Origin of the sequence: Halanaerobium sp. ST460_2HS_T2 (genome assembly GCF_003337665.1) — a bacterium.
Classification (GTDB): domain Bacteria; phylum Bacillota; class Halanaerobiia; order Halanaerobiales; family Halanaerobiaceae; genus Halanaerobium; species Halanaerobium kushneri.
The window spans coordinates 16,547-33,011 of record NZ_QPJF01000028.1; the positions used below are offsets into that span (position 1 = coordinate 16,547).

Consider the following 16,465-nt stretch of genomic DNA (forward strand, 5'->3'; position numbering starts at 1 on the left):
TAATATCACATCTCAACCATTATAAGCAAATGTTATTAACTTGGTTAAATATAAAAAAATTGAAAATTAACTATTATCTTAATAATAAACTCAAACTTAGCACTCTAAGAATCTTTTGGCAAGTGCGAAGTTTGAGATAGCAACTTATAAATTAGAATCGGCTTTTAACCAGTGACTACCAGCAGTTTTAATTGCAACCGCCCCCAGCGGTGCTGTAACAACAATCGATAAAACGGCCAGAGCCAGAATTAGATCTCCAGAAGCCACACCAGCTGCAAGTGGAATAGCTCCTATTGCTGCCTGAACTGTAGCTTTAGGGGTATAGGCCAGTACACAAAAAACTCTTTCCTTTAAATTGAGCTGTGTTCCTGCAAGAGAGATAAAAACTCCAATAGACCTAGCACTTAAACCTATTGCAATAATAATTAAGCCTAATAAACCTGATTCAAGGGCAAGCTGAACATTAACTTCAGCCCCAATTAAAACAAATAACATTAGTTCTGCAAAAACCCAAATTTTATTAAATTTAGATGATAGTCTTTTTCCTAAAATAGAATAGCGTTCCTGAATTACAAAGCCAATTACCATTATACCTAATAAAGTAGCAATTGGAATAATTCCATCCAGTAAATTTTCCAAAGAATTCATTAAAATACCAAAACTTAAAATCAAAAGTGCTTTTTTTGTATCACGAATATGATATTTTTTAAAAATATAGATTAAAAATAAAGCAATAGCTGTTCCCAGAATAATCCCCAACAAAATGGCAACCGGTACATTTAAAATCTGTCTGAATATATTAATCTGTTGTCCACCATAAATACTTAAAAATGCAGAAAATATTGTAATTGCTACAACATCGTCAACCGAAGCACCTGTTAAGACTAAAGTGGGAATTCCTTTATCTGCACCTTTCCCCTGATCAATTAAAGCTAACATCTGAGGCACAACTACAGCTGGGGAAACAGCTGCAATTATAAAAGCCAGAATACCCGCTTCCACAAATTCAAAATTCAAAAAATAAACAGCAGCTAAAATAACAGCTGCTCCCTCCATTAAACCGGGAATAAAACTCAATTTTACTGCCGGAACACCAACTTTTTTTAGAGTTTCTTTTTCAATTCCCAGTCCTGCTCTAATTAAAATTACTATTAAAGCAATCATTCTTAAATCCGAAGATATGTTTAAAATATCCTGGCTTATCAGATCAAAACCATATGGCCCCAACAAAATTCCAATTAACAACATTCCCAGCAGAGCGGGTAATTTTAAACGATCAAAAAATCTACCAAATAATAAAGCAAATAATATAATTAAAGCTAAACTTAAAGCCAAAGTAATCTCTCCTCTCTTAATCTTTTGTAGCCTATGCTTAGAAATAATTTTTAAATAACTGGTAACAAATGCAATAAAAAAAGGCCCCTATCTAGATAGGGTAAACCCTAAAAAGATAGGAGCCATCAACTGCTATTTAACAGTGGTTAAAGGGGGAGCTCCATCCCCTTAATTCATTTTATTTACAAAAATTTTATGTAATTCAACATTTAACCCAAAACCTAGTTCTCTTAAACTGTGGTCAAATGCTTTTAAAGTTCTGTAAAGTTTTTCTTCGTAACAATTTTCTCCCATATGACCAATCCGAATTAATTTATCTTCAAACTCTCCTAGAGAAGCTGCAATCATTACATTATGACTTTCTGTCATCAGCTGATTTAATTCCTGATAACTTATACCTTCTGGTATTTCAATTGCAGTCACTGTGTCAGAATAACCATTTTCAGCATATAAATTTAAATTAGATTCCTTGATAGCATGTCTGACTGCACTGGCAATTTTACTGTGACGCTTAAATACTTCTTTATCTGCCAGCCACTTATTTAAAGCAGCATCCAGAGCATAAATATCACTAACTGCCTGAGTATAGGGAAAATATTTTTCTTCATACCAATTCTGCCAGAGCTGTAAATTAGTATAATAACCTCTAACAGCTGTTTTTCGGTTATTAACTGCCTCCCAGGCTGCATCACTAACACTCATAAAAGTAAGTCCTGGTGGTACAGAAAGACACTTTTGCGAACCACCGAGTATTATATCAATTCCCCAGTTATCTACTTCAATAGGTACACCACCAATTGCAGAAACAGAATCTACAACTGATAAAATATTATATTCATTTAATAAACTGGTGATTGCTTCAGCATTATTTATTACCCCAGTAGGAGTTTCACAGTGAACAAAGGTAGCAAATTTAAAATCATGTTCCTCTGCCAGCTTTGCTTCTAATTTATCGATATCAATCTCTTTATTATAGGGGAATTCCCATCTTATAACCTCTGCCCCATAAAGATCAGCAAAATCTGCAAAGCCTCTGCCAAAGATTCCATTGTCCAGGACTAAAACTCTATCCCCGGGCTCAATTAGAGAAGCACAGGCAGACTCAAGGCCTAAAATTCCCTCCCCACTCATAATAATCACATCATTTTTTGTCCTTAATATCTGCTGCAGTTTTGAACTAACATCCAGGTAAAAATCAAAAAAATCAGGATCAAGATCCGGGTTGGTAATTTTGCGGCTCATCGCCCGTCTAACTTCTTCGCTGACCTCAGTTGGACCGGGTGTCATTATTAATAAATCACTCACAAAAATCACTCCCACAATTTTACGGTCTAATATAGATTTTATAACTTTTTATAGGAGATTGTCAAGCTAATTATTGAAAGAAATAGCCCTAACATTTCTGATTTAAAGTGATTATAGTTAAATAGGAACTACAAACTCTTTTTTTGAAGTATTAATCAAATTTTAATATTTTGCAGTAAAAATAGCCAGTTTGAACTTTCAGACTAAATATTAAATTTTCTCCGCCAGTAATTTTATGTTTTTTCCCTTATCTTAAACTCAAGCAAAAACAAAGGAAGCAAAAAAGCACTCAACATAATAACAGCCAGTGCGATTGCCTGAGTTATATTGGTCTGACTAAGACTATAAATAGCTGTAGTTAGTGTTTGAGTTTTACCGCTCATATTGCCAGCAAAAATAATTGTTGCTCCAAATTCCCCAGCAGCTCTAAGGACAGAAATAATTAACGCAGTAATAAATCCTCTCCCACTCAGAGGTAAATATACTTTAAATAACAGATCTTTTTCGGCAGCTCCTTCAACTAGAGCAGCCTCAATTATATTTTTATTAACTGCTGCAAAAGAGTTTTTTAAAGTATGAATAAATAGAGGCAGCATAACAAATACCTGAACAATGATTAAAGCTGTAAAGGTAAAAGCCAGGTTGTCAGTCAGTTTAGATAAAATTCCTCTGCTGCCAAAAGTTAATAGTAAAGCCAGGCCAGTAATACTTGGAGGAAGCAGTAGTGGAAGACTGATGACTATATTTATCACTTTATTTATATTTCTATTTTTACGACTGCTAAAATAACTAAATGGGACCCCTAAAACAATTGTTAATAGAGCTGAAATACTTAATGACAAAAAAGTAATTTTAAAAGCTGATAAAATATCCATACTTTTAAATATGCTGATAATTTCTGCAGCTGAACTTTCTACAAATAAAGAAAGAATTATGAGTGAAATAAAGAGGATACTTAAAACTGCAGGGATCAAAATTAATAACTCATCGGAAAAGGTAAATTTCTCAGGCTTCGAAAAATAATCCGGTGGAAATAAAGAAATTCTTTGCTGTTTTCTTTTTTGATTTTCTGTATCCAGAACTAAATCCTTACTCATTTGTTTTCACTCTCTTAAAATTATATTTTGAAAATATTTTTTGTGCTGCATTACTTAAAATATAATTATAAACTTTTTCTGATCCTGATGTAGAATTATAACTTAATCCCATATAATATTTTGCTTCTATATTATATTTTGCAGGGATTTTAACTCGATATAAATCCTGATCATCATTATAATCACTTAAATAGACAATCCCTGCATCAGCTGCTCCCAGTTTAACTTTGTTCAATACACTTTTTACATCAAATTCTCTGGAAACTATTGAAGAATTAAAGTCTGTTTTAATTTTTTGTCTAATTTTTGGATCAGCAATTGAATCTAAAAAGTTTTTGATCATTTTGCCGGTATAATCGCCAACAGGAACAGATCTATCAGCAAGCAGTAAAGAATAATCACTGCTTATTAATTGTTCCAGATTATTTATTTTCTCATTTTGAGAATTTATTATAATAATCAATTCATTTCTGGCAAAAATCGTTTCTTTTGCTATTATATTTTCACGGGATAACTGATTTAAATAATTATAGTTTGCAGATAAAAAGAGATCAAAATCTACTCCCATTTTTATTTGACTGAAAAGCATCTGACTTCCTGCATAATTAATTTCCAAGCTATAATCTCTGCTTTCTGCCTCAAATTTATCTTTTATCTCATTTAAAGGTTCCTGCAAACTGGAAGCTGCCATTATTCTAAATGTTGAAACAGCAGTTACTTCTGTAGTCAAAATAAATATAATTAAAATAATTAATATAATTATCTTTTTCTTTGCCATCCGGCTCCACCTCATTAAAAATTAACCCGTTATACCCAACCTCACATAACGAATTTAAAAATATATTCAATTTCCAGAATTATTTCTCTATTTATGTATATTCTTGATCAACAATAATTATCCTCTATTTTGTAAAAATCAAAATTATTATAAAGACAAAATATCCTATTAACCCAGCTTAAGAACTTGCAATAAATGCCTGTTTTTCCTATACTTAAGTAAATTAGTTCTCTGGAGGTGATTCCAATTAATAGTCAGGAAAACTTTCAAAAAGTTCAACAAGAAAATGATAAGTCAATTCCCTTCATTATCAGCAGCTCTTATCTTTTAAGCTTTTTATTAATTAGACTGGCTGTAATGATAGCTGGTTCTGCAGGTAGTGCAGCATCCAATGCTGCTAAGACTGGTGATATAAAGTTTTATATAGGTTCCAATATTATACTTTTTGGTTATCATATTCATCACCTGTATATTGGAATTGCATTAATTGCTCTGGCAGGTTGGTTTTCTATAACCAGGACACAATTTATTGACCAGAGGGATAATGCTCTAATTTATGGTATTGGTCTTGGTTTATTTATGGATGAAATTGGATTGCTTTTAAGTTGGGGAAATTACTGGAATAGTTCAACTTATCTCCTTAGTTTATTACTTGGTGGAATATTTTTAAATATAATATTCTTTCCAGATTTTTGGAAAGACCTGCGGTCACATCTTGGCGAATTTAATCCTAAAAACAAAATATTAAAACATTATAATTCAAATGCTTTTGTTCTGGGGGTGGATAAATTGGCAAACAAAGCTGATAAAACTAGCAAAGTTAGTTTAGTATTTTCTGGATTAATATATATTATTGTAGGAATCTTAATTATTTCCAATCCAGAACTTGTATACTACTGGGTGGCAGGTGGTTTTTTCCTTCAGGGGCTGACAAAACTGGTAGAAGCCTGGAAAGAATAAAATAATCTGTTTAAAATTTATATATGGAGCCGATGACAGGACTTGAACCTGCAGCCTTCGGTTTACGATACCACTGCTCTACCATTTGAGCTACACCGGCTTTTTCTAAAATGCTATAACTATCCCACCTTCATTAGCATAGACTGTGCTAATCCCAGCTGTTTCTAAGATAATAATCTTTCTAAAATTATATTTTTGAGCAGCCTGTTTTTTAATATATTCTGCTTTCTCTAGAGCATTGCAGTGAGCAATTCCGAGAACTTTTTCTTCTAGTTTTTCCCCTTTTTCTCCAATTTTATCTACCAATTTTCTAATTGCTCTTTTACTTCCCCGGGCTTTATCAACAAGAGTTATTGTACCTTCCGGAGTTGCACCTAAAACTGGTTTAATATTAAAAAAAGAAGCTATTTTCCCTTTTAATTTTCCCATTCTTCCCGCTTTAATGAGGTTATCAAGAGAATCTAAAACAAATAATGTCTGCATCCCTGCAATATATTCTTCAGTTTTTTCTATAATTTCCCCTTTTTTTAAACCAGATTCAATTAACTCTCCCAGTTTATAAGCAATCATTGTTTCTCCGACTGAAGCACTAAAAGAATTAAATACCTTAATAAATTTATTTTCAGACTCTTCAACTAGCATATTTTTTGCCAGAACAGCATTCTGATAAGTTGCGCTCAATTCTTTAGAAAGAGTTACTACAAAAATATTTTCATATTTTTTATATAAATCTAAAAAACGACCCGGTCCCGGGCTGGCAGTTTTTGGAGCCTGATTATGATTACGCATTTCAGCTAACAAAGCCTCACGGTCCAAATTCTCATCATCCACAAAATGTTTATCTCCAATATCTATTGACAGAGGTGCTGTCGAGATATCAAATTTATTTCTTATTTCATCTGTTAAATCACAGCAGCTATCAACTATTATTTTAAAGTTCATAATTAACCTCCATATTTGGTTTTTAAACTTTCTTTATTTGATTATCTATTATATAATTTTATCTTTATTGAAAACAAAAATCAACTAATAAATTATTTTTTTATTAAACATAAAAAAACCCCGACTAAGTTAATAGCCAGGGTAATTTCCATAATTTTTTACTTATATAACTTCAACATTCTCTGCCTGAGGTCCACGATCTCCTTCAACAATCTCAAATTCAACTTCCTGACCTTCTTCTAAGGTTTTAAAACCTTCCTGCTGTAAAGCAGAGAAATGTACAAATACATCGTCGCCATCTTCTCTTTCAATAAATCCATAACCCTTTTTCTCATCAAACCACTTAACTTTTCCTGTGTAAACCATATTAATATCTTCCTCCTAAAATTTAACCTGAGTAAGTGTAACTAGTTTAGAATACTCAGTGCTTTAAATATATCATTAGATTTCGGATTTGTCAAATTTTTCTGACTCAATTAATTAAGCATTTGCTTTTAGTAAATTAATAGTTGTGATATAATTCTGGGAAGGAGGAGTTAAAATGGTCTATTTTATTTCCAGCAATTTTAGTATTAATAAAATTAATAGCTTATTTTTAATTACTGGATTATTGGTAACTTTTTTTACTCTGGTCTCCAACTGGAGAAAAATTAAAAATTACCGAGCTATCTTTTTAACAATTACAGTAATTTTTATTATGAGCTTTTCTCTTATAATTACTACCAAAAACTGGTTCGTTTTTGTGCTTGGTTGGGAACTTGCTACATTAACTACCACTTTAATGCTGTTCTGGGACAATAAAAATATTGCCTGGGAATATTTTGTGATTCAGTTTGTAGGAGGAAGTTTTTTAATATTTACTGTTTTAACAGCTTATACAAACGGATATCAAGTTATAGGGGCTGTAGAGGAGGTCTGGCTGCAGCTAATGTTTATTATTGGACTGGGGGTTAAAAGTGCAATTATTGGCCTGCACAGCTGGTTACCTTATATTTATAAACAGTCATCAACTGGCTTTTGTGCAATTTCCTCTGCCTTGGTCGCCAAACTCGGTTATATTTCTCTGCTGAAAATTATTACAAATGGCAATAGATTACTCTTATATTTAGGATTAATTATGATTTTCTATGGTGGTATAAAAGCTCTTGCAGAAAAAAACTATAAGCTAATTTTAGCTTATAGTTCAATAAGTCAATTTGGATTTATAGCCCTGGCAATTGGAAGTGGAAATATCTATGGCTATTATGGAGCAGTTATTCAAATTATTGCTCATGCTTTGGCTAAATCGACATTATTTAATGGTGCTGGAAACTGGATTAAAGAATTTAAGTCTACTTCTATTTTTGATTTTAAGTATTGTACAGTCAGACAAAAAATAACCACTTTCAGTACCCTACTTTCTTTTTTATCATTAATGGCCTTCCCTTTTTTTATTGGCTATAATAGCAAAGATCTAATAAAATATTCTTTAAGCAGTATTCCAATATTTGAATTTTTACTGCACCTGGGAAGTATTCTAACCGCTGCTTACTCTCTAAAAATATTATGGTTAGTAATATTTAAAGATCTAAAAAGGAGTAAGTTAAACTTTAAGACTGAAACAAAAGATTTTTATTCAGTCACAATCTGGGAACAGCTTTCGCTCCTGCTTCCTGCTTTATCGCTAATAATTCTTTCAGTCTCAATAAATACTTATTTAGATCATTTTTTTAATTTTAATTATAAAACCGGGTTACTGACCAGCCTGATATACATTGTAACAGCCTACTTAATCATTTTTCCAATTATATCGCGAATCGAAAATTAACCAGGAACCAATTTTACAGTTTGAATTTTGAAATTGAAGCTGATAGTTCTTCTGCCATTTCGGCCAGTTCCTGAGAAGCTGTTATAATCTCATCTGTAGCTGCATTCTGTTCCTGACTTGAAGCTGCAACTTCTTCTGCATTTGCTGCGGCTGTTTCACTTGCAGAAGCAATTTCTCCAATTGCTATTTCTACATTATCACTATTTGCAGTCATTTCTTGAGCTTTATTATTAATATTTCTAATTATTCTACCTAAAACTTCAGCTGTATGTTCAATTTCTTCAAAAGCTGTGCCACTTTCCTGAATAGAACTAACACTTGACTCAACAACTTCTCCTGTTTCTTCCATATTCTCTACTGAAGCTCTGACATCTTTTTGAATACCTTCAATTAATTCGGTTATCTCATCTGTAGCCTGATTTGACTCTTCTGCTAGTTCGCGAATTTCATCTGCAACTACAGAAAATCCTCGCCCTGCTTCGCCCGCTCTTGCTGCCTCAATTGCTGCATTTAAAGCCAGCAAATTGGTTTGAGAAGATATTTCTTTTATCATATTAACTATCTCGCCAATCCTCTGAGATGATTCTGCCAGAGAATGAACAACCTTCTCAACCCGCTCCGAATTATCCTTAACTTTATTCACTTCAGCAGCAGACTGATCAATTGATTGATTACCTTTTTCAATATTTTCCATTACATTTTCAGCCTGTCTGTCCATAGCATCAGAAGAGGTATTGATCATTTTTATTTGCTTAATTAGTTCATCCATTATAGCAGAAGTCTCTTCTACCTGAGCTGATTGTTCTTCCGTATTAGAAGCAACTTCCTGAATAGCCCTACTTACCTCATCCGCACTTTCTCCAACCTGATTTCCACTGGCAGATAATTCTTCACTTGAAGCTGCTACCTTATCTGATACATTTTTAACCTCCAGAATCATTGCCTTTAAATTATTAATCATTTCTGAAAATGAGTTTGTTAATTTACCAATCTCATCTTTTCGTTTTAAATACTTAGCTTCTATATCTAAATTGAAATTGCCATCTGCTAACTTCTGAGCTATATCAGTAACATAATTAAGTGGATTGGAAATATATGTTGCTATCACAATAGTAACAATTATACCAAAAATCAGGGCAACTCCTGCGATTATTAGACTTATATTACGCAGATTATCAAGACCACTCATAACCTGAGAACGTTCTGCTGTCATGGCAACAGACCAGCCATTAATTTCTACCGGATGATAGGCCATTATTTTTTCCTGGTTATTAAAATTATAACTAACTGCACCACTTTTTTCAGCTACCATCTTATCAGTGATTTCCTGTAAATCCTGATTGCTTTCTGCCAGCTCAGTATTTGCTATGTAATCTCTTTCCGGATAAGCAATAGTATTTTTATTCTGATTAATAATCCAGCCATAACCTGCTCCGTTAATATTCATTTTGGTAATTAATTGCTGTAAATATTCAGTAGAAATTGTTCCAATTAAAACTCCAACCTGTTCTCCAAAATCTATAATTGGTACAGCAATCGATATAACATTACCTTCGCTTAACTCACTGGGACGAGTATTAGAATATGTTACCCTGCCAGTTTCCATTGCTTTCTGAAAATATTCTCTTTCTGCAACATTAATGCTTTTCCCTCCAACAACATTGGCCCTGCCATCAGGTCGAGCTACAATAATATTTTCCAGATCAGAATGGTCAGCTTCTTTTAAATATCTCTCCTGACTGCTCCACATCATTGTTTTAACATCATTAGAGTTAGCTAAATCTCTTAAAAACACTTCCACTCCATTTAACCATTCATTAATGGTATTTGAATTTTGCCTGGCGCTTTCCTTTGCACTGGACATTATTGTATCTTCTAAAATATTTGTTGACTGATCATACAAAGTTAGAGCTGTTCCCCCGACAATAATTAAAATTAATATTGATATTGCAAGCAACATTTTGGCTTTAATTGATTTCAGCATAACTAATCCCTACCTTTTTTATCTGTTATAGTAAAATTATATCATACAGTCTGCATATTGCAATCATTACAGATAATAGTTTCCAGTTTTTCCAGGGAATTTGGTCGATAATAATAATATCCCTGAACATAATCACAGTCCAATTTTTTTAATATATTCAGTTCATTTTCTGTTTCTACACCTTCTGCAACCACCTTAAAATCAAGTTCATGTGAAAGTTCAATAATTTTTTCAATCAGAATCCTAGTTTTTTTCTGTTCTAAATTTCGAATAAATGACATATCAAGTTTCAATATATCAATGGGAAGTTTAGCTAAATAAGAAAGGGAAGAATACCCTTTACCAAAATCATCAAGAGAAATATAAAACCCAGATTCTTTTAGTTTATGTAAATTTTCTAAATCTTGTTCTTTAGCATCTAGAAAAATAGATTCTGTAATCTCAAAATCAATTTGATGAGGACACAATTTTTCTGCCTCTATTAAATTTTCAAGAAAAGTGATAAGAGTATCGTCCTTTAAATCATAAGCAGAAAGATTAATTGAAATTATCTTTTCAGATTCTCTTAAAAATTGATTCTGATTAAATTCTTTTATTACTTTTTTGATTAACCAGCGTGTTATCTTAGTTATTAGATTACTTTGTTCAGCAATTGGGATAAAATACTCTGGAGATATCTGGCCAAATTTAGGATGGTGCCAGCGAAGAAGTGCCTCTAATGCAACAATTTGTTCATCTTTCAAATCAATTTTGGGCTGATAAACCAGACTTAATTCTTCTGCTTCTACAGCTTTTCTTAAATCATTTTTAAGATGTATATTATTTAGTTTCTCATAATAAATATTCTTATCATATATTTGATAAAATTGATTGCTGTCTTCAATTGTATGAACCGCATGGTGAGCTCTGGTGATCAATGTTTGGGCATTTTCCCCATCAAAAGGATAAACTGTAATTCCTATTTTGAAATCCAAAAAATAATCAATTTTATTTTCTTGCCAGAGAACTTTAATTGCTTCTATTATTTTTTTTGCTTTTTGCTTAATTTTCTCTTTCTGATATATATTTTTAAATAAAAGTAAAAATTTATTTCCATAATAATGACTGATTAAACTAAGATCAGGATCAGATTTTAAGCTGTCTGCAATTTTTTTAGCTGTTTGATTACCATGCAGTGAACCAACTACATTTGAAATGTTATCCATATCCATTATTTCGATATAAAAAACAGCAAATCTCTGAGTTTGCTGACTTTTCTCAACTGATCTAATCAGTTGCTCTAACTTTTTTGAAAAATATTTTTCATTGGGCAAATTGGTAAAATCATCAAAATAAGCTAGCTGATACAATTTGTTTTCAAGCTGCTTTTCCCTTGTGATTTCTGTAGTTGTACCTATTACCCTAATAGCTGAGTCTTTATTATCTTTTAAAAATCTACCACTTTGTTTGATATAAATATAATCGGATTTATTTTTAATCCTGAAGATATTTTTATATTTACCCTTTTTATTTTCAATGAAACTTTCCCAGTTTTTTTGAGCTTCTCTCCGATCATCTGGATGAATATAATCTTTAATTGACTCAATGGGATCCTGGCTGGTATATTTCTGATTAATATTAAGTTTATTTTGAGCCCAATAAGATAAATATAGCTGTTTTTTTTCTAAATTATACTCCCAAATTCCGACATCAATCATTTCTTCTATGAGATTAAACTTTTTGAAACTTGTTTCTGATAGAGTAGATTCTTCTATTTGTAATTTAAATTTCTCTATAATATCCACTGCTGACCCTCCAGATAAATAATAACTTTACAGCTAAATAAATTCTAAAATTAAAAAAACCGACCATAAAAGGTCGGGCAGTCATCTCTGCAGCCTGGCGATCTCAAAAAGACCCATAGCTTTGCGTCACTGCTTTTCAGCAGTTTTGCCCTTAATTGAAATATTTTCTTTTTATGTTAATTATATTGTACTAAAGCAGGTTATATAATTCAACCCTTTTAGTAAATAATTACAGCAGTCTGTGATCTATAATCTCATTTTACAAATAACAGCTCTTGCTTTTAAGATTTTTCTATGTTAAAATAAATGGTGTTGATGCCGAAGTGGTGGAATTGGCAGACGCGACGGATTCAAAATCCGTTGCCTTCACGGGCGTGTGGGTTCGAGTCCCACCTTCGGCACCATTGATATATCAAGACTTATGGTGCTTTTTCAATCTCCTTTTTAGGAGATTTTTTTAGTTTGGGATGAAAATCCTGCCTGAATCCTGCCGAGAATTTTTTCACCGATATTTAACCTATCCTCTTTTACTTACTATTCCCCTTACTTTTATACTCCCCCAATTCTCATGTCGAACTCTTCTTGTTCTTGTAGTAATTTAATGTAATTAAAATCGAATGTCCATGAGAAAAATTAAATTCACCAACTAAACCTTTAGATTTAGAACATAACAAATCCCTATATTTTTCTTCTATTTCTTTTCGATCTTCAATAGACTTTTTTTGTTTCAATACCATCACCTCTAATTATGCTGTTTTCCTTTACTAGTTAAATCCTCTATACACTTTGGGCAAATTTTAACTCCCTTCTTCTCAACTAAACCATTGATGTTTCCACAAAAATAACAACCTGGCTTATATAGTTTAAGAGTTATCGACTGATTTTCCAAATCTGTTATTATCATAAATTTATCCTTAGTTTCAATATTTAACTCGTCTTTTATTGATTTTGGTATAACTACTCTCCCCACTCCATCAATTGCCCTTGTAATCCCAGTATTTATTTCCACATGTATCACTCCAATCATTTTTAATTATTATTACATTTAAAATATAATATAAACTTAGCCAATTTTTCATCAATAAACTCTATCACCAATTTGGTGGACCTCTTAAAAGAACCAATATTTTATTTGGTATTTGCTTCTGCTTCATCATTACACCACCTTTTTAAAATACTTTTATAATTTAATCATTCAAGTAATCTTTTAGGCTTTTTTGAGATTCCCTTTGGAAATTTGTTGTCAGATGGGAATAAGTATCTAAAGTCGTACTTACATTTGAATGACCTAATCGAGCAGCTACAATTTTAGCTGGAATTCCTGCTTCTAAAGACAATGTTGCATGTGTATGACGCAGATCATGAAGCCTAAATTCTTCCATGCCTAACTCTTTAACAAGCTGTTTAAATCTACTGGTTGCAATATCAGGAGAAAATGCTTTTCCATCTTCTTTTGCAAATAAAAGACCATTATCTTCATATTCCTTATCTTCTGTTCCCTTAAGTTGCTCCTGATGGTCTTTTAATTTTTGCAGCACATTAACATCCTCTTGATCAATAGTTATTTTTCTACTCTTTTGAGTTTTAAGCGAATCCTTAAATACCGCCTTATAACCTATACCCCTTCCATAAGTCCTTCTAGCAATAATAAAGCCTGCATCAAAATAGATATCTCTCCATTTCAAACCCATCATTTCTCCTCTTCTCATACCTGTATGAACCGCCAGATACATATAAGTATAATACCAAAGACCTTTTTCTTTTGCGAAATCTAAAAACTTTTTTACCTGGCCTTTTGTCATACTCAATATTTCAGCATTAACAGCTCTAGGGGGTTCTACACCTACACATGGATTTCTCTCAATAATTCTTTTCTTTAATGCACTGTTCAAAGCTTTGCTTAGTACTCGATGATGCTGTAAAACCGTTGTAGGAGAAAGTCCTCCCTCACCATTAATTCTACCCGTCTGTAATTTTCGCAGTTCATAATCCTGGATTTGAATTGAATTAAGCTCATTCAATTTTAAATGGCCAAGATCTGGCTTTATATGCCGATCCACAATTGTCTTATATCCATTATAAGTCGTAGGAGACAACTGCACCTTAACATAATTCTCCATCCAATCATCAAAATACTCTGCAATAGTTTGATGACTTATACTAAAGGAAACCTCTTCTTTATTACTTTCATGCTCTTTAATAATAGCCCATTTTTCTGCTTCTTTTTCTGTAGAAAAAGTTTTACTTATTCTCTTTCTTTTAATGCTTCCCTTAGGAGTGATATCGACAAAAGCTTCAAATTTACTTTTTCCTTTTTTGGTTTTTATTTCTCTAATATACATAATTGTTCCTCCTATTTATTTTGATTATATCCAATTCTATTTATTGATTCTCAATCATACAACTTTTTTAACAATGTTTTTGCTTTCAAATTCTCCAAAGTAATACCACTGGAGAAATAATAATTTTGGTATAACCCACTGCCCATCAATTTTATGGCCAGGCAATCGTCCTTGTCTGAGCAGTTGATAGACTTTTGTTTTTCCTATCGGCATAATTTCGATTATATCTTTAGGTTCAAGAGCCTCTGGTAATGAATTGATAAAATCTTCTCCACTTTTATTTATCATATTTAAAAGCTTTCGGTCAATTTTGTTCTGAACTCTAAATATTGATTTTTTCATGATTTATCATCCTTTCGTAGTTATTAAATTTTATTTCTTTTTTGTGATTTCTTTTCAACTTGAACACATTATAGCATTTCCGTGAATTTTTGTCAAGTTGATGATTATAATTAGTTAATTATATTATATTCATTTACTTTTCTGATTAAAATAACCCTAGTTATATCAATACTTTTCACTTATTACAGGAATTGAGTTGATTTAATATGTTTTTATGTTTATAATGATAATAATAACCAAGATGATAAATTTAATTGTCCAATTAAGGAGATGTTAAAAATGGAAAGTATTATAAAGAAGTTAAAAGAATTAAAAAATAATGATGAATTAACTCCAAAAGAAAAGTTATTGTCAAATTTTATTCTCAATAACACACAAAAAGCAGCTGAGCTTAATATGGAAAATTTAGCTGACCTATCTGAAACTAGTACTGGTACAATTTTAAGACTTACGCAAAAAAAATTAAATCTTCAGGGCTTCAGTGAATTTAAACAAAGATTAATTAAAGAAGTATCTCAAAGTCAAACTATTCCGAATATAAATATTAATGATATAAAAAAAGAAGATAACCCTTATCAGTATATGTTGAAAAAAATTACCGAAATATCTCAAAAAAATATTTTTAAACTAATTGAAGAATCTGCATACGGAACTGATAATTTTTATTTAAATGAAATATATAATGAATATCTTGAAAAATCTGAAGAGATTGTTGTTTTTGATTATCATAACAGTTTTGGTTTCTCTTTAAGTAAACTGTTATCTAAACAAAATTATCTTAACTACTATGAAAGTTCTATTCATCAATGCCAAAATTTAATTAATCAGTTAGAAAATAATATAATTCGAAAAAAAAGAGTTCTAAAAAATAATTTCAAAGATCACTTTGATTCATTTAAAATGATTGATTTCTCTCCTCTTTTTGAGAAAGAAACATTTTTGAATAATTTATTAATCATAACTGCAATTGAAGAATATAATGATCAAATTGAAAACCTGGCTAAAAATGCAAAAAATAATGACTTTAAAGTAATATTATTTCATTCTCAGGATTCTAAAAATAAAATTGATACTCAACTTTTTGATTTAAAAATTAATTTAGGTTCAAATATCAATTTTGAAAATTTCGGTTACACTGATATGACTATCGCTCCTCACTTATTCTTAAATGGTATGTCTCTATATTTTCAAGACAATATAAAAGATTAAATTAATGAATAAATTATATCCTAAATCAAATTTGAGAAAAATCATGAAATTCTTTTCCGAATTCTCACATTACCACAATATATCGCTCAGCACTTTGTAGTTTATTAAAAATAATCTTGCTTCACTTAATCTATTTGCTGTATTTACACTTCCTGTCTTGAATAGTTTTGGGCTTTTTTGTATGGCAAACTCACCCACAGGATTATGCCTTTTATACAGTTCGTGTTCCTCAGACCGAAGTTTTGCCTCAAACTTTCTTCAGATCCCACTTCGCGATGGCCCCTTTTCTTAAAGCTAGTGGTTGGCAATATTAACACACACATTAGACTTCCACTGATTAGCAAATATTCATGCCAGGCAAACCAAAAAAATCCTACTGCAAAAAACAGTAGGATTTAAAATATAAATATAAAATTTTCAGAAAATATTTTGATAAAATAAAATGTATAAGTCATAAGAAAACAATTATCATCTATCAATTTAATTAAGCGAATTTCATAAAAATAAGCCTTGATATAACAAAGATTTTAATGATATAGAAAGGGCTTCACCCCATTCTTGTCGAATTAAATAGTAGCAC

The 16,465-nt window shown here is 31.4% G+C and carries 14 protein-coding genes, 2 tRNA genes and 2 riboswitches; of the genes, 4 read left to right on the forward strand and 12 right to left on the reverse strand.

Annotated features, from left to right (window positions below; translation table 11 throughout):
- Positions 1-144: 144 nt before the first annotated feature.
- The 4 genes from DFR80_RS12530 to modA form a co-directional block, all read right to left on the reverse strand.
- A complete protein-coding gene (locus DFR80_RS12530) occupies positions 145-1,335 on the reverse strand; it encodes a cation:proton antiporter (RefSeq protein ID WP_076545290.1) in 1,191 nt (396 codons plus the stop codon).
- Positions 1,336-1,444: 109 nt separating this feature from the next.
- A riboswitch (Fluoride riboswitch) is annotated at positions 1,445-1,512 on the reverse strand.
- Positions 1,504-2,640, reverse strand: a complete 1,137-nt coding sequence (locus tag DFR80_RS12535; RefSeq protein WP_076545291.1) for an alanine--glyoxylate aminotransferase family protein — start codon at positions 2,638-2,640, stop codon at positions 1,504-1,506. (Overlaps the previous riboswitch by 9 nt.)
- Before the next feature lie 233 nt (positions 2,641-2,873).
- Positions 2,874-3,737 (reverse strand): molybdenum ABC transporter permease, encoded by an 864-nt coding sequence (locus DFR80_RS12540; RefSeq protein WP_076545292.1) that lies wholly within the window; start codon positions 3,735-3,737, stop codon positions 2,874-2,876.
- On the reverse strand, positions 3,730-4,515 hold the full coding sequence (modA, locus tag DFR80_RS12545) for a molybdate ABC transporter substrate-binding protein (protein ID WP_076545293.1): 786 nt from the start codon (positions 4,513-4,515) through the stop codon (positions 3,730-3,732). The genes DFR80_RS12540 and modA overlap by 8 nt, the downstream gene beginning before the upstream one ends.
- 237 nt (positions 4,516-4,752) lie before the next feature.
- On the opposite strand from modA, the gene DFR80_RS12550 reads away from it, so the two are divergent.
- A complete protein-coding gene (locus tag DFR80_RS12550) occupies positions 4,753-5,475 on the forward strand; it encodes a hypothetical protein (RefSeq protein WP_076545294.1) in 723 nt (240 codons plus the stop codon).
- 24 nt (positions 5,476-5,499) lie between these two features.
- Here DFR80_RS12550 and DFR80_RS12555 read toward each other — a convergent pair.
- The 3 genes from DFR80_RS12555 to DFR80_RS12565 form a co-directional block, all read right to left on the reverse strand.
- Positions 5,500-5,575 (reverse strand) — tRNA-Thr (locus DFR80_RS12555).
- A gap of 5 nt (positions 5,576-5,580) precedes the next feature.
- The gene (locus DFR80_RS12560; protein ID WP_114490140.1) at positions 5,581-6,417 is read right to left on the reverse strand and encodes a DegV family protein; all 837 of its coding nucleotides are present in this window, start codon (positions 6,415-6,417) and stop codon (positions 5,581-5,583) included.
- Between the two features lie 162 nt (positions 6,418-6,579).
- Positions 6,580-6,783 (reverse strand): cold-shock protein, encoded by a 204-nt coding sequence (locus DFR80_RS12565; RefSeq protein WP_076545296.1) that lies wholly within the window; start codon positions 6,781-6,783, stop codon positions 6,580-6,582.
- A gap of 175 nt (positions 6,784-6,958) precedes the next feature.
- Here DFR80_RS12565 and DFR80_RS12570 point away from each other — a divergent pair, with 175 nt between their 5' ends.
- Complete coding sequence (locus tag DFR80_RS12570; protein WP_114490141.1) at positions 6,959-8,224, forward strand: complex I subunit 5 family protein; 1,266 nt, start codon at positions 6,959-6,961, stop codon at positions 8,222-8,224.
- 13 nt (positions 8,225-8,237) lie between these two features.
- Here the strand turns inward: DFR80_RS12570 and DFR80_RS12575 are convergent, their stop codons facing one another.
- Positions 8,238-10,208 (reverse strand): methyl-accepting chemotaxis protein, encoded by a 1,971-nt coding sequence (locus DFR80_RS12575; RefSeq protein WP_076545298.1) that lies wholly within the window; start codon positions 10,206-10,208, stop codon positions 8,238-8,240.
- 41 nt (positions 10,209-10,249) lie between these two features.
- The gene (locus DFR80_RS12580) at positions 10,250-11,992 is read right to left on the reverse strand and encodes a GGDEF domain-containing phosphodiesterase (protein ID WP_076545299.1); all 1,743 of its coding nucleotides are present in this window, start codon (positions 11,990-11,992) and stop codon (positions 10,250-10,252) included.
- Between the two features lie 85 nt (positions 11,993-12,077).
- Positions 12,078-12,152, reverse strand: a riboswitch (cyclic di-GMP riboswitch).
- Between the two features lie 157 nt (positions 12,153-12,309).
- Here DFR80_RS12580 and DFR80_RS12585 point away from each other — a divergent pair.
- Positions 12,310-12,396 (forward strand) — tRNA-Leu (locus tag DFR80_RS12585).
- Positions 12,397-12,734: 338 nt separating this feature from the next.
- Here the strand turns inward: DFR80_RS12585 and DFR80_RS12590 are convergent.
- From DFR80_RS12590 to DFR80_RS12600, 3 genes are all read right to left on the reverse strand, one after another.
- Positions 12,735-13,001, reverse strand: a complete 267-nt coding sequence (locus tag DFR80_RS12590) for an AbrB/MazE/SpoVT family DNA-binding domain-containing protein (protein WP_114490142.1) — start codon at positions 12,999-13,001, stop codon at positions 12,735-12,737.
- Positions 13,002-13,179: 178 nt separating this feature from the next.
- Positions 13,180-14,334 carry a tyrosine-type recombinase/integrase gene (locus DFR80_RS12595; protein ID WP_114490143.1) on the reverse strand — a complete coding sequence of 385 codons (1,155 nt, stop codon included), beginning with the start codon at positions 14,332-14,334 and terminating at the stop codon, positions 13,180-13,182.
- Positions 14,335-14,388: 54 nt separating this feature from the next.
- Positions 14,389-14,676, reverse strand: a complete 288-nt coding sequence (locus tag DFR80_RS12600; protein ID WP_114490144.1) for a helix-turn-helix domain-containing protein — start codon at positions 14,674-14,676, stop codon at positions 14,389-14,391.
- A gap of 279 nt (positions 14,677-14,955) precedes the next feature.
- On the opposite strand from DFR80_RS12600, the gene DFR80_RS12605 reads away from it, so the two are divergent.
- Entirely contained in the window at positions 14,956-15,885 is a 930-nt protein-coding gene (locus DFR80_RS12605; protein WP_158537719.1) for a MurR/RpiR family transcriptional regulator, read from the forward strand.
- Positions 15,886-16,465: the final 580 nt, after the last annotated feature.

Excerpts from the sequence above, each read along its gene's own strand:
- DFR80_RS12600 (WP_114490144.1), bottom strand. The coding sequence starts at position 14,676 with ATGAAAAAATCAATATTTAGAGTTCAGAACAAAATTGACCGAAAGCTT.
- modA (WP_076545293.1), bottom strand. The coding sequence starts at position 4,515 with ATGGCAAAGAAAAAGATAATTATATTAATTATTTTAATTATATTTATT.
- DFR80_RS12605 (WP_158537719.1), top strand. The coding sequence starts at position 14,956 with ATGGAAAGTATTATAAAGAAGTTAAAAGAATTAAAAAATAATGATGAA.
- DFR80_RS12570 (WP_114490141.1), top strand. The coding sequence starts at position 6,959 with ATGGTCTATTTTATTTCCAGCAATTTTAGTATTAATAAAATTAATAGC.
- DFR80_RS12540 (WP_076545292.1), bottom strand. The coding sequence starts at position 3,737 with ATGAGTAAGGATTTAGTTCTGGATACAGAAAATCAAAAAAGAAAACAG.
- DFR80_RS12595 (WP_114490143.1), bottom strand. The coding sequence starts at position 14,334 with ATGTATATTAGAGAAATAAAAACCAAAAAAGGAAAAAGTAAATTTGAA.
- DFR80_RS12575 (WP_076545298.1), bottom strand. The coding sequence starts at position 10,208 with ATGCTGAAATCAATTAAAGCCAAAATGTTGCTTGCAATATCAATATTA.
- DFR80_RS12560 (WP_114490140.1), bottom strand. The coding sequence starts at position 6,417 with ATGAACTTTAAAATAATAGTTGATAGCTGCTGTGATTTAACAGATGAA.
- DFR80_RS12565 (WP_076545296.1), bottom strand. The coding sequence starts at position 6,783 with ATGGTTTACACAGGAAAAGTTAAGTGGTTTGATGAGAAAAAGGGTTAT.